Annotated in this window: 8 protein-coding genes; 4 read left to right on the plus strand and 4 right to left on the minus strand. The window is 39.3% G+C overall.

Annotation, left to right across the window (positions count from 1 at the left end; genetic code table 11):
- Positions 1–206 precede the first annotated feature (206 nt).
- Positions 207–1,355 carry a pyridoxal-phosphate-dependent aminotransferase family protein gene (locus PN447_RS11835; protein ID WP_271763234.1) on the plus strand — a complete coding sequence of 383 codons (1,149 nt, stop codon included), beginning with the start codon at positions 207–209 and terminating at the stop codon, positions 1,353–1,355.
- Positions 1,356–1,741: 386 nt separating this feature from the next.
- Here the strand turns inward: PN447_RS11835 and PN447_RS11840 are convergent, their stop codons facing one another.
- Both PN447_RS11840 and PN447_RS11845 read right to left on the minus strand, forming a co-directional pair.
- Positions 1,742–1,969, minus strand: a complete 228-nt coding sequence (locus tag PN447_RS11840; RefSeq protein WP_200987871.1) for a DUF2949 domain-containing protein — start codon at positions 1,967–1,969, stop codon at positions 1,742–1,744.
- A 449-nt stretch (positions 1,970–2,418) separates the two neighbouring features.
- Entirely contained in the window at positions 2,419–2,946 is a 528-nt protein-coding gene (locus PN447_RS11845; RefSeq protein ID WP_271763235.1) for a DUF192 domain-containing protein, read from the minus strand.
- A 478-nt stretch (positions 2,947–3,424) separates the two neighbouring features.
- Between PN447_RS11845 and PN447_RS11850 the strand changes: the two genes are divergently transcribed.
- Positions 3,425–4,273 (plus strand): alpha/beta fold hydrolase, encoded by an 849-nt coding sequence (locus PN447_RS11850; RefSeq protein WP_271763236.1) that lies wholly within the window; start codon positions 3,425–3,427, stop codon positions 4,271–4,273.
- 21 nt (positions 4,274–4,294) lie between these two features.
- Here the strand turns inward: PN447_RS11850 and treS are convergent, their stop codons facing one another.
- Entirely contained in the window at positions 4,295–7,696 is a 3,402-nt protein-coding gene (treS, locus tag PN447_RS11855) for a maltose alpha-D-glucosyltransferase (protein ID WP_271763237.1), read from the minus strand.
- 316 nt (positions 7,697–8,012) lie between these two features.
- Between treS and grpE the strand changes: the two genes are divergently transcribed.
- Both grpE and PN447_RS11865 read left to right on the plus strand, forming a co-directional pair.
- Complete coding sequence (gene grpE, locus PN447_RS11860; RefSeq protein WP_271763238.1) at positions 8,013–9,230, plus strand: nucleotide exchange factor GrpE; 1,218 nt, start codon at positions 8,013–8,015, stop codon at positions 9,228–9,230.
- A gap of 30 nt (positions 9,231–9,260) precedes the next feature.
- Positions 9,261–12,422, plus strand: a complete 3,162-nt coding sequence (locus PN447_RS11865; protein WP_271763240.1) for an Hsp70 family protein — start codon at positions 9,261–9,263, stop codon at positions 12,420–12,422.
- Positions 12,423–12,444: 22 nt separating this feature from the next.
- On the opposite strand, the gene PN447_RS11870 is transcribed toward PN447_RS11865, so the two are convergent.
- Positions 12,445–14,061, minus strand: coding sequence for a glycosyltransferase family 39 protein (locus tag PN447_RS11870; RefSeq protein WP_271763241.1), 1,617 nt, complete (start codon positions 14,059–14,061; stop codon positions 12,445–12,447).
- Positions 14,062–14,179 lie beyond the last annotated feature (118 nt).

A 14,179-nucleotide genomic window follows, 5' to 3' on the forward strand; every position in this document is an offset into this window, starting at 1 on the left:
TTTAGATTATTTTTAACTAATATACATAGGTTGTTGCAAAAGTCAAGTAAACGATCATTCTTTAGCTCTAATGATCTTTAAATCTGTGGATTTGAAGACTATGGCAAGTATTGTTTATGTATATGCAGATAAAACCTAAAATTCCCCCCAAAAATTTAAGTATCCTCCCCAAGTTTTGAACTTTTATTCTTTTTTAGGACGAACAAATGGACAATAAGCTAATGCTCATGATTCCTGGCCCCACACCAGTACCAGAAGCTGCTTTATTGGCATTAGCCAAGCACCCAATTGGACACCGCACCAATGAGTTTAGTAACATCATGGCGGAGGTGATAGAAAACCTCAAATGGTTACACCAAACTCAAAATGATGTACTAATGCTCAATGTTAGCGGTACGGGTGCGGTGGAAGCGGGAATCATTAATTTTCTGTCTCCAGGCGATCGCGTTTTAGTCGGTTCCAATGGTAAGTTTGGAGAACGCTGGGTAGAAATCGCTGCAGCATACGGTTTGAATGTCGAAGCTGTTACTACCGAATGGGGGAAACCCGTAGATACAGCAGTATTTGCAGAAAAACTGCAAGGGGATACCAACAAGGAAATTAAAGCGGTCATTATTACCCACAGCGAAACCTCAACCGGTGTGTTGAATGACTTAGAAACTATCAACCGCCTAGTAAAGGAACATGGCCAAGCTTTAATTATCGTAGATGCAGTTACTAGCTTGGGTGCATTCAATTTACCCATAGATACCTGGGGTTTAGATGTGGTGGCTTCTGGTTCCCAGAAAGGTTATATGATTCCCCCTGGATTAGGATTTGTTGCTGTTAGCCCCAAGGCTTGGGAAGCTTACAAAACTGCAAAATTACCGAAATATTATCTTGATTTAGGTAAATATCGCAAATCCGCAGCCAAAAATACCACTCCCTTTACTCCACCGGTGAACTTGATTGTGGCTTTACACACCACATTACAAATGATGAAGGATGAAGGCTTGGAGTCAATATTTACTCGGCACCAAAGACTCAAAAATGCCACCCGTGCCGCGGTGCGTGGTTTGAATTTACCTTTATTTGGTGCAGATGATTATGCCAGTCCAGCAATTACGTCTGTCGCCCCACAGGGTATTGAATCTGATAAAATTCGCTCATTGATGAAGAAGCGTTTTGATATTGCTTTGGCCGGTGGACAGGACCATCTGAAAAACAAAATTTTCCGCATTGGTCACTTGGGTTTTGTTAGCGATCGCGATATTCTCACCTGTATAGCTGCCTTAGAAGTGACTCTCACTGAACTCGGCTACGAAGACTTCACCCCTGGTGCTGGTGTAGCAGCAGCGGCTAAAGTATTTAGTTAGTCTCCATCCCCAGTCTATCTGGGGAACGTAAATCCTTGGCGAAGCGTCTCCAAGAGAAAGGAGAACTGTTAGCCGCACTAATGATGAGTATTTTGGTTCTACTCCCATTGAAATTATAAAGAGCGAGTTAAACAGTCAACTCGCTCTTTGTATCCTTCTGGAAATAAGTAAAAATTGTAACAGTCAATTCTCCTATCTATCAGCCCCGGTAAAAGACAGAATCCACGTGACATCCTCAATTCTCCGGTATGAAAGGCATACTTATACACATTAGAACCATGATTGCAATCAAAAGCTTCGCCAATCCAACTTATGTTATAGAAACGCCATAGGTTGAGGTAGCCTGTATTTTAGACTTAGACAATGCAAAACTCAAATTCCTGCTCTTATGCTGTTTCCAGCCAATCATAAATTTGTTCTAACTGTTCTAACGTAATTAATCCATACTGCCAAAGAATCATTGGTAAAGGACCGGGATCTTGCTCCCGATGTCGCAGGGCGACTGCAAGAGAAGCCGAGGAAATTGACAAATCTTCCTCTAGAAAATGAATCAGTCGTGAATATGTTGATGGTGACATTTGTAACTCACCCCCTTTAGTTGAATTTATTGTCATATAACCATCTCCCATTTCTCAGTAACCAGCAGCTAATATTTTATTCGTAACTGGTGATGACCGGAATGACTTACGCCACGCCACGTTATCAGAAATTCCAACACAATTGGCTAAAACTCTTCAAACTGACAGATTTCACCGGTTACACTCGAAGATTCCCCATTCAACGCACCACTGATATTGTTGACTATTATGTTTGATTTCATCACACATCTAGTCACAAATATTCCATAGCTAATACTCTCTTATGAGAGTCCATTTACACTTACGCCAAACGGAATATTTTTGGCATCCATAGTAGAGAAATGTGATTATAGCTTGAAACTGCAAATTTCACTATGTTGTAAACAAGGTAAATAGTATTCATAATAAGGTGCTATTCTATACTTAAATAAATTTTGGACACAAAGATATTAACTGAGGATTCGCCCTATCTGACAGGGGGAAATTTATTTCCCCAGATTTCCCGTATCGAGAAACTCAATTTTGATCACATCACCATCCCGCAAATTTAATTCCGCAGATCGTCCAGATCGCAATTCAATGACCATATCAACGGGCACATCATTTGGACCATAAGTAGGGCAAGGTTCCCTAGGACACGGAGGCGCAGAAGCCTGAACATATTGCACCACCCCATTTTGCAAAAACACCATATCCAGAGGAACAGGGACATTTTTCATCCAAAATCTGACAGGTCGTGCATCAGGGAACTCAAATAACATCCCCTGATCATCTGGTAAAGGTGGACGATACATTAAGCCCTTCGCCTGCTGTTCCGGTGTCCGTGCCACTTCCAATTGGATTCTACTACCATTAGGCAGAACTGCTTGTGCTGAAATTGGTAGCATTTGACCACTGGGAGCTTTTGTTTGGCTACTGGCAGTGGATGTGGTATATTTTGCTGTATTTCCAACAGAACAGCCCATTAGTAAAACATTCAGGAGCATCGGGACTATAATTAGCCAACGCATCATAATATTTTCTGATTTGGTAATTTAAATTGCGATTGCACAGCACTTCTGCTAAAAACTAAGGTGCGAAAATGGATAAAATTAATACTTCCAGTTTTAAAAGCAGCCGATCAACTCATATACTCCTTTGGCCTCGCAAAAAGGTCAACACCATGAGATTTGTGTTTTTACCTCATAGTAAATCAAATGATGATCATTGTGATTCCTAGGGAAATTGGGGCTAAACATATGAATTGTAGCTCCTAACTTGTGAGTTGAGCAGGAACTTTTTAAAAAAGGTATAAAAAATATAGCACATAAGATTATTCTCTCCCAGATAAAAAAAATTTGTAGCAGAAATAAACAAAGTGCAAATCAATCCTGGGACATACCTGGTGGGTGTGGAACATGAAAAAGGGTAATTGCAAGGCACACAAGTCAAGAGCGTCAATAGACTGTAAATCAATTGAGTTTTATTTATTGAGGGGGATAATATTAAATTATGTCCTATATCTCCACCACACCAGCAAACCTCAACCTCTACATCCAAGGTGAGGGTTTCCCTATTCTGTGTTTACACGGTCACCCTGGATCTGGTCGTAATCTTTCTGTTTTTACCAATCATTTATCCAAACGCTACCAAACTTTCGCACCTGATTTACGCGGCTACGGTAAAAGTCGCTGTAATGGCAATTTTGAGATGTTAGACCATTTGACAGACTTAGAGGCGCTTCTAGACCGCTTTCAAATTGAAAAATGTCTGATATTGGGATGGTCACTGGGTGGGATTTTGGCAATGGAAATGGCATTGCGACTACCACAACGCTTTACTGGTCTGATTTTGGTGGCCACCGCAGCCAGACCCCGTGGTAATCATCCCCCCATTACTTGGCAGGATAATCTATATACTGCCATTGCCGGAATTTTGAACTATATTCAACCAAGTTGGCAATGGAATATAGATACTTTTGCCAAGCGATCGCTTTTTCGCTATTTGATTCAACAACATACCCCCGCAGCTTATAATTATATTGCCACCGAAGCAGTACAGTCCTATTTACAAACCTCTTCTTTCGCAACTCGCGCCCTTTACACTGCTCTGAAATCTGGTTACAATCGACTCACTGATTTACAACAAATTCACTGTCCTGGTTTGGTACTGGCTGGAGAACAAGACTGTCATATTACCCCTGAGTCTAGTTTAGAAACAGCGCAACATTTGAAAAGTAGCCAGTGGCGTTGTTACCCAAATACAGCACATTTATTTCCTTGGGAAGTTCCCCAACAGGTATTAGGTGATATTGATATTTGGTTGGAAGCACATCCCCAAGTTGTGAAAATGCCAAGATGAATTAACCACAGATAAGCAGGTTCATGATTCTGATATTAGTTGCAAAATCAGTTGTAGGGGAATTTCTACGTAATCTGGACGATGGTTGAGTTCATGGTGGAGTTCCTCCATGGCTTTTTCTAATAGATAGGCAAATAGCAGTAATTGTAGTTCCGCAGGGGTCTTTGGTAAAAAGTTGTTTTCCCTAGCAGTTGCTAAATAAGAATTGCAGAAAGTAGCACTTACCCAGGTATACCAAAATTTTGCCCATTGTTTCATAAGTGGCAGATTTTCAGGGCGAACCATACCGGTTTCTATTTCACGGCGCAAAGCTTCAGTCACAGCATAATTGAAGGATACCAGCATCCTGGCTACATCTCTTAATGGCGATCGCTTACGGCGGCGTTCACTCAAACTGCGGGCTGCTTTACCTTCAAAATGGGTGATAATAAAGTCCTTACCAGTGTACAGCAATTGCCCCAGATGATAGTCCCCATGATAACGAGTCCGGAAGGCGATAATTTTTTGATTCACAACTAACTGGAAACGTGCCAAAATCTCTTGTTGGTTATTAAGTACATCTGCTGCCAATTCCTGGGTATGAGATGGCAAATCTTTTGCCCTTTCCCTAAGTAATCGGAAAACTCGCCCTGTGAGGTTACGTGCATCTTGGTAGATGGAACGTTGGTAAAATGATGAAAAGGGTTCTGGCGCAAAGTCGGGATTATCTGTATCTGTAGCTAAGGTCATATGCAATTCAGCCGTGGATTTACCTAATATTTCTACATTTGGAAGGTAAGAATTAATGGTTTTGGTTGCCAGATCGGGAATATCAGTTCTCTGTAAATTTAAGAGAGAACCTGATGGTATGGGAACTTCTGCAATACTCGCCTGTTCTGTAGTCACCACATCAAAATAATGACGTAGGCTGTCTACGGTGTAATCCCAGCCGCTGCGAGTATCTTGAATTAACTCTTGTAATATGCCTATGGTCATCGGTAGGTTGGAACTATCCCCAAATCTCTGATAGCTTGCGTGGCGTAGCCATTGGCGACCATACTCTAAAGCCCCAGCTACAGGTACAAAATGTTGTAAGCGTTTTTTATCCCCCAGAAAACGCCGGATTTCTAAATCCGGGTGCATACCTTCCTCAAATTTCCGGAAGAGTTTCAAACATAGGCGGGAGCCATAAACTATATAAGTATTGGTTTGTTCTTCTTCCTTGAGAACATTTGGTTCATGGTCACCGTTTTGTGAGTATAACTGTGAAAATAAATCAGTGGTCGTGGCAAATAATTCTCCTTTTGTCCCTTTATATAAACGCTGCTCCCCAATAGCATCTAATAATGAACTCAAAAAGTTCTTATCTACTAACGCATCAAATAAAATTCCTACTTCTGGAGTATTAACCAGGGGATCCTCCCTTTGCACTTGCAGACGTGAAATTACAGCTTGGGGGATTTCTCTCAATAGCTGCATTGCTTGCTCACTCTCTGCATAGGCGAAAAATAATAGATAAGTTTCGCGGTGTCTATCAATGTAATCTACCTGTAACCAAACCATTTCGGCTAACTGCTGATTGTAGGGTATGGCAATGGTTTCTACAATTTGCACCGATTGCAAAGTTCTGGTTTTACCACCAAACCATTTACAGGTATATAGGTAATCCCGCAGTGTTGATTCTAAAACCCCTTTTAACTCCCGTTGTAAAATCACATTTTGCCACCGTTCATTGACAACTAGGGTAGGTAACTCGGCTTGGGGTTTCGGGGGTTGAGTCAAACTAGGTTTACGTTTGAGGAGAAACCAGTAAAATCCATGGGGACTCAGACTGAGAAAATAAGGCGACTCTCCAATGGCGGGAAACTCCGTGTAACCAAAAATTTCCACTGGTACTAGTCCTGTGAAATCTGATAAATCTAATTCTGCCGTTTGGACATAATGAGATAAATTTGCTACTATGACGATATGTTCTTCTTCGTAGGTGCGGCTAAAAGCAAAAACTTTGCGGTTATTAGGGTGTAATAATTCAAATTTGCCTTTACCTAAAGCCTGAAAACGGTTTCGAGTAGCAATCAAGCGTTTCATCCAATACCACAGAGAATTGAAGTTAGCCCTCTGTGCCTCGACGTTAACCGCTTCATAGTGGTATTCTGAGTCAATAATCACCGGCAAGTACAACCTCTGGGGATTACTACGACTAAAACCGGCGTTGCGGTCAGAACTCCACTGCATAGGAGTGCGTACACCATTGCGATCGCCTAAGTAAACATTATCCCCCATGCCAATTTCATCACCATAATAGATTACGGGTGTTCCCGGTAGGGATAACAACAAACTATTAAGTAACTCAATTTGGCGGCGGTCATTACCTAACAGAGGTGCTAGTCGGCGGCGGATACCTAAATTTAATCTCATTACCGGGTCTTGAGCATACACTCGATACATAAAGTCTCGGTCTTCATCTGTGACCATTTCTAAGGTCAATTCGTCGTGATTACGCAAAAACAACGCCCACTGGCAATTGTCAGGAATATGTGGAGTTTGTTGGAGAATATCTACAATGGGGAAATTGTCTTCCATCTGTAGGGCGATAAATAGGCGTGGCATTAGGGGAAAATGAAAGTTCATATGGCATTCATCCCCGTCGCCATAATATTTAGCTGCATCCTCTGGCCATTGATTAGCCTCAGCTAGTAGCATCTTGTGAGGATGTTTCGCGTCAATGTGCGATCGCAATTCTTTTAGGAAAGCATGAGTTTCCGGGAGATTTTCGCAGTTAGTCCCTTCCCTTTCATACAAATAAGGTACTGCATCCATACGTAATCCATCTACGCCCATTTCTAACCAAAAATCTAAAACATCAAATACCGCATCTCTTACCAAGGGATGATCATAATTTAGATCCGGCTGATGGGAATAGAAACGATGCCAATAATAAGCCTTAGCTACCGGATCCCAAGCCCAATTCGAGGTTTCAAAATCCTGGAAAATAATTCGCGCTTCTTGGTATTTTTCTGCCGTATCACTCCACACATAAAAATCTCTTTCTAGACTACCTTTTGGGGCGCGGCGTGCGCGTTGGAACCAAGGATGTTGATCCGATGTATGGTTAATAATTAACTCAATAATCACCCGGATACCACGCTGATGGGCAGCATTCAATAGGTTTTTAAAGTCTTCTAATGTCCCATAGATGGGGTTAATACTGGTATACTCAGCAATATCATAACCATCATCTTTCAGTGGTGAGGGGAAAAAAGGTAGTAACCAAATAGCCGTAATCCCTAAATCTTGCAAGTAATCTAGTTTTTCTATTAGTCCCTGTAGGTCGCCAATACCATCACCATTACTATCAGCAAATGCGCGAATAGGTACTTCGTAAATAATCGCATTTTTAAACCATAAGGGGTCATCTTTGATGATTAAGTCTGATCTTATCATTTTATCTATCAACTTTTAGTGATAAAACTCTTATTTATTTTTTTATAAAAAAATTGTTAACTCACTTTTTCCTCTTCCCTCCTATCACAAAATACCTAAAATCATAACTTGATCCATCTCACACAGGTAAGAGCATTAACAAGCTCTTGACTGGAAGAGGACTATTCCATATACGTGATATAATCACTGAGTTGTTAATCAAGAGTCTTTCAATATCTATCTTGAGATAGATGACAGTGCATATTTTTTTATTGTTAAGTATATGCTTCTACATTCTGATGCATCATTACTGCCTACTACATAATTAGTCGAACCCATGGACTACAACACTCACAAACCAAAACCCAAACAGAAAAATTCTACTTTTGTTCGTCCATTACCTGAACAACCTAAAAAGTCTCAAAACACTAAATCATCATTAAAAGATAAATTTGATCTGGAAATTCTCCAAAAAAATCCTTGGGGACAATTTTTATTATTTGTCGAAGATTTCTACAGTAAATACATTCCACCCAGTACAGAGGAGGAGAAAAAACGTGGAAATATATTGCAAACCGCCATTAAAACCTTCAATCAAAATCATCAAGAATCTTGGAGACAAATACTCCATAGAATTCCTCCATCTTCCACCAAGCTGATTGATGACTTTTACTATTATCTATCTAACCGTAGAAAACTTACACCACAGGAAGTTTATCAAGAATCTCAAGCAGCTATCCAAGGTTTGATTAATAACGCTGAATATGGATTTATACACACAGATAATAAAGATATTGGCAGAATTAGCCAGCTATCTGATGCCATAAATTACTTTCAAAAACACCGTTCTAAAACCTATTTAGTTCTGTCTCAAATAGAAGCATATGTTCCAGAAGATGCTAAAAAATTCTTTGCAGCTTCTCAGGTCTTTCAAGGCATAATTGCATCTGGTTCTCATGAGATCCTCACGGATTTTGGCATGGCCTTGATGAAACATTTTAAAGTTACGCGCACTGCAATTAAAGACGAAACAGCTAAAAATCTTGTTTCAGGTCTCGGAGAGATTGAAAGACAATTAACAACTCAAATTAGTATTTTAGAAGCTGAAAACTTAGAACTGACTCGAGCGTTGGAGCAACTGCGTGAGCAAGGACATCAAGAAATTGTGACCCAAATTGCTCAAGAACTACAAAATGGTTCCCAACCGGCTTTAGATCAAATACAGAAAATTATCAGTTTAATAGAACCTCAAACTGAAGCAAGTGGAGAAGCTCAAATTTCCTCTGATGATTCTCTGTCCATATTTATTGTATTGCGTAATTTAATGACAATATTCCAAAAACTAGGAATAGAAACTTACCCGAAGTCCCTCCAAGATAGTTTCACAATATCTCAACTTGACTTAGCAAAATATGCTTATGTAGGGGGAACGCCTTTTACAAATTATACAGAAATTAAACAAGTACAGTGTATTCAGAAAGGATGGAAGGTTAAAGACAACATAATTACACCGGCAAAAGTACAAGAATTAACTGATAATTCCACCAATAATTAAAAGATTTTTATAAAAAAAGGATAAAAAACCATGGCAGAAAATATTGCAATCTTATTAGACCTAGACAACATTAAACCTGAACTTGGGGAAATTGAATCTATTTGTACCAAGTATGGTTCCATAAAAGTACGTCGTGCATTTTCCAACACTCCAGCAGTCCTCTCTGCTTATGGTAGTCAGCTACGTAATTTAGGATATCGCTTTGAATTAACACCCGGATTGACATCTGTTCCCCAAGAAGTTGATAATTTAATTTTCCGCACATCCGAGGAGTTGATTAACAATTCCCAGGAGCAAATTAATATCATTGCCGTTGTTAGCAATGATAATGATTATGCCAAATTATTTTCTTATTTAACCAGTAAACAAGTTAAAACAGTAGCTATTGGTAATAATCAACTCGGAAATAAACTTAGAGAAACAGCCACATATATTGAATTACTCCAAAACATTTTACGCCCCACATATTTAGGTATCGACTTAGGCACTACTAACACAGTCATAGCAAGAGCTAGTCAAACATTAATGCAGGAATGGAAAGCTAACGCCATTAGTATTCCGGTCAAAAATGAGCATGAAGCTGTACAACATACAGAATTAATTCCTTCTGCTGTCAGGTATTCTCAATTAGATACTGCGAAAATAGGTAACCATGTCCGCAGCCAATATTATGCTTTTAGAGATCAAACTATTCTGGCTTGGAAACATGATATTGGTACTCTTCAAGATGGGTTACCTTTTGAATATCAACTTACTATCGGTAATGTTACACCAGAACAAGCCGCCGCAGAAGTTTTAAAGTTTTGTCGTCATCAATTAACCCAAAAACAAATAGATGTGAGAGGTGCAGTCATCACTCACCCAGCGTCCTATGAACCTGATGCTATTGAAGCGACCCGGAAAGCCGCTAAATTAGCAGGTTGGGAAGAAAATAACATTGTTTTGTTACCAGAACCAAAAGCTGCTTTATATGATTTCTTATATAGACTCCGAAATGGAGAGATTTGTGCTGATTTAGATACCAGTCGTCCTTTAAATATTCTTGTCTATGATTTAGGAGGGGGGACTTTAGATACTTCATTACACAAAGTACACTGGAATAGCGATATAGCCCAGTTTTTTATTGAGGATATTTCTATTGGTTCTCGTACCAGAGTGGGAGGCGATCAAGTTGATGAAAAAATAGTTGATTATTTGTTTAGTAACTATAGTAAAATAGGTAAGTTATCTGCACCTGAGCAGAAAAAATTGTGGTATGAACTCAGGATTTATGCTGAACAATTTAAGCAAGTTTGGGGCAGTAGATATTCCGATAGCCCGGATAAGCAAGAGTTTAGAATGCCGTTTGAATACGTGAGTTCTAGCTCTAGTTTTCCGATTTTCTACAGTTTGGGATATCGTCAAATGCAGGAAGCTTTAAAAGAGTTGCTGTGTCCAGATATTAAACCGGAACTAATAGAAAAATTAGACCCGAAAACCGCTTTTAATGAATCTCCCTTTGTAGACCGTCGTGACACTTTTATCGTACCTGTTCTTGATGTCCTCCTCAAAGCTAAAGAGAAGTTGGGGGAATTACCTAAAATTAATGGCATTCTGCTTAACGGGGGGATGACATATTTCCCTTTAATTCGGGAACGCTTAGAACAGCTCTTACCTGGAATCCTCATTCTATCAGAGGGAGATCCAGACTTGGCGGTGGCTCGTGGTGCTGCACTTTATGCAGCAGGTACTGTGGGTAAATCAGAAGGAATTAACCCCACAAATATTTGGCTAGAAGTTACAGATTGTAATACTGAAGAGTCAAAATTAGAGTTGTTAGTTGCTCACGGTCAAAAGTATCCTTATCGCAGTACTTTGGCGGGATTCCGTTTACCAGCATTTGAAGAAGACGGTTTGATTGGTTTTAAAGCTTGGGTGGGTATGGGTTCCCAAATCAATCAAAATACTACTTTACAACGGACTCGCTACGTTAATACCGATGAAATTCGCGCTGCTGATATTCAACCAGGAGATTATTTAAATCTGGAAGTAGAATATACATTTGATGAGCGATTATTACTGACACTCGTACATCGCGATCGCCCAAATACTCGTTTCCGCTTAGAAGTTTCCCCCCAAATACCGACAATTAGCAATGTCGAAAAAACAGTTAATCAAAAAACAGTTAATAACACGGCCACAGATTTAATTCCTAAAATTAGCCGTTCCCGTCCAGGTAAAGAAATTAATCCCGATACTGAGGTGGAATTTTCAGCCTGGGGGAGGGTCACATTTAGTCTGGCTCAAAATTGGCAAAATGCTAGTGTTCAAACCCAAAGGAAAAATCTAGAAAATCAGACTTGTCAGGCTAAAAATCGTTTATCTATTATTCGCAGTTTATTGCAGGGGTTGGAAACACAGAGTAATGTTAAACCTGATTTACAACAAACCAGAAAAATTGTAGCGGTGATGGCTTTATCTAATATTATGCAAAGTTTACCTGCTGATAGTTCTGACTTCCAAGTCAGAGAACTAGAACAAAGGTATCACAACTGGATTTTACGCCAATTTCAAGCTGGTTTATCCAGATATAACCACATACATGAATTACAAACAGCCATTTCCCTGGCTCCGGGTAAAATGCTATGGTCAGATTTTAGCGAGTTAATTTACCAAGAGTTTACAGTCATCTCACACCTAGCACGTTCCGTTAATTTACTTAACTCATTTGGTTTTTGTGCTGAACCTTCTGTACGTAATATTACGCGCTTGCGCTCGATTATCCAAGGCAATCAACATTTAGCTGTGCGCCAAAAAGCCTTCTGGGCTTTAGCGAGAATCATTAGCCCTGGTCAACCCCAGGAATGGCGAGCTAATCTCAATGATGTGGAAAAAGTAGCATTATTTGTTTTAGAGCAACTTAAACATCAAATTAGTGAACCTCAAATTGCTTTAGATGCTTTAGGTTGTCTGGTTCAATGTATTTTTTGGCATATTACAGGGAATCTACTTCATGAACGAATTGTCAATGACATTTTATCCCTGGCAAAGATTTATCTCCCTTGTCAAGGTAGAATGGTTAATTTCCCCGGTATCTCCCAACAGTTTGACCGCAAGTTAGAGCTAATAGAACCGGCTTTTCATATTGATACTGCTACTCTTGAAGATATTAAAGACATCAAAACTTGGCTTATAGAAAGTGTCAATGGTTAAAGTCTAAATTCAATTGAGATAGTTACCGGAGATGAGTTAACTTCCACAGCAAGTGATAATTATCGCGATAAACCATATTAGCTGTAGATTTATATCTGGTTTCTATTTCTCTACGCCAGGTATCTGAGGGATTGAGTAAGAAAATATCCTTAAACCCATCAGGAATATTAGGAATATCTTCACCATTAATTAATTGAAACCGTACTTTTGGCGTAACAAGATAGCTCAGGGAAAATACAGTTACATAATTAATTCCCTGAGAATTACTAATTAAAAGTGGTTTTTGCGCCTCATTGAGAATCTCAGCCACCTCTGGATTACCATAACTAATTCCCTTATTCCACCAAGTTTCTCCTTCATAGCGAACTCTACAAGAAACCATCCCCAACACAATTATTAATACTAAAATTACTTGCCACAATCTCCGGCGCGATGAAATTCCACTATATATTTGGGTAGCTAACATATAGGCAACAGAAACTTGAATACATAAATATACAGGTATTAAATATATCATAGAAGTATAAACTAGTGCTTGAGAAAATAAATTCGGCAGCATTAGTGGTATGAAGGGAACTATAATTAATGTCACCATAAACAACCAAGTCTTATAATTAGTGGTGCGACATATAAAATAAAGTGCATATCCTGCTAGAGATGTAAAAATTAGAGAAATTAAATATTGTATGGGGTTTTCTAAGCCGATGTTCAAATCGAAAAAGATTCGACTTATCTGTATAAATAAAATTGGCTGCCAATGTAACATAGATTTATCATTTTCCGTGACATCTGCTGATACAATAAACTCAAATAAATTGGCTACCACAATCGTCATCCAGGGCATAAAAGCTAAAAAACCTAGAGATGAGGCTAGTAAATAAGCCCTAACTGTTTCGGTTACTTGAAATCTATTAATTGTAATTACATAAATTCCCTGGGTAACCGCTAAAAAAATACTCCACAAACTTGTATAAAGACTAACTACCAAGCTCAATACATAAACACCCCAGGTAGCAAAAGGGTCTGGCATTTGCTGTACTTTGACTAATTCGTGGTGAGATTGTGATTCCAGGCGCATAGCGCGCAATAGTGAGGCACTACATAGTAGTATGGTGAGTAACCACAGAATATATGATTGTGCTTCTTGAGCATAAAGCACATGAAGAGGGGAAATTGCCATCAAAGCGATCGCTAAACCAGGTACTGACAATGGCACATTAAATAATTCACGGCAGAGCCAGTAAATAGACGGAAAGACCAACAAACTGATCAAAGCAGATAAACTTCTAATGACAGTGACTGAATTACCAAAGGTTTGCACCCATAATCTGGCAATTAAATAATAAAGTGGTGGAGCTTGCGGGTCTTCTCTTACCAGAGACATAATTGTGTCACTAAAGCCCTTTTCTAGATTAGGAAATTGGAACCTAGCAAAACTTGCCTTAGTAATTACACCACCGTTAAATAATTGCTGCTTAACTTCAGCTACCGTATAGCCAGAAATGCGCAAAGATGTATAAATTTCATCATGGGAGTAAACTTTGCCTTGAATATTAACAAAGCGGAATAATATACCCATCGCCAACAAAAAAATAATTAAAAACCGCAACCAACTCGGAACAAGAGTCAGGTTCCGCATAAGCAGGTTTCCGATAAAGTAGTTTAAAATCTTCCCACAGCCACAACTACTGAAAAACCCCCGAAGATACCCGGGGGCTGGCATATTGTTGTGTTCACAGATAACTAGCAACAAAAAC

The sequence above is a fragment of the Anabaena sp. CS-542/02 genome (genome assembly GCF_028331085.1).
Classification (GTDB): Bacteria; Cyanobacteriota; Cyanobacteriia; order Cyanobacteriales; family Nostocaceae; genus Anabaenopsis; species Anabaenopsis arnoldii.

Coding starts and splice junctions, on each gene's coding strand:
- PN447_RS11835 (WP_271763234.1), top strand. CDS start 207: ATGGACAATAAGCTAATGCTCATGATTCCTGGCCCCACACCAGTACCA.
- PN447_RS11840 (WP_200987871.1), bottom strand. CDS start 1,969: ATGACAATAAATTCAACTAAAGGGGGTGAGTTACAAATGTCACCATCA.
- PN447_RS11845 (WP_271763235.1), bottom strand. CDS start 2,946: ATGATGCGTTGGCTAATTATAGTCCCGATGCTCCTGAATGTTTTACTA.
- PN447_RS11850 (WP_271763236.1), top strand. CDS start 3,425: ATGTCCTATATCTCCACCACACCAGCAAACCTCAACCTCTACATCCAA.
- treS (WP_271763237.1), bottom strand. CDS start 7,696: ATGATAAGATCAGACTTAATCATCAAAGATGACCCCTTATGGTTTAAA.
- grpE (WP_271763238.1), top strand. CDS start 8,013: ATGGACTACAACACTCACAAACCAAAACCCAAACAGAAAAATTCTACT.
- PN447_RS11865 (WP_271763240.1), top strand. CDS start 9,261: ATGGCAGAAAATATTGCAATCTTATTAGACCTAGACAACATTAAACCT.
- PN447_RS11870 (WP_271763241.1), bottom strand. CDS start 14,061: ATGCGGAACCTGACTCTTGTTCCGAGTTGGTTGCGGTTTTTAATTATT.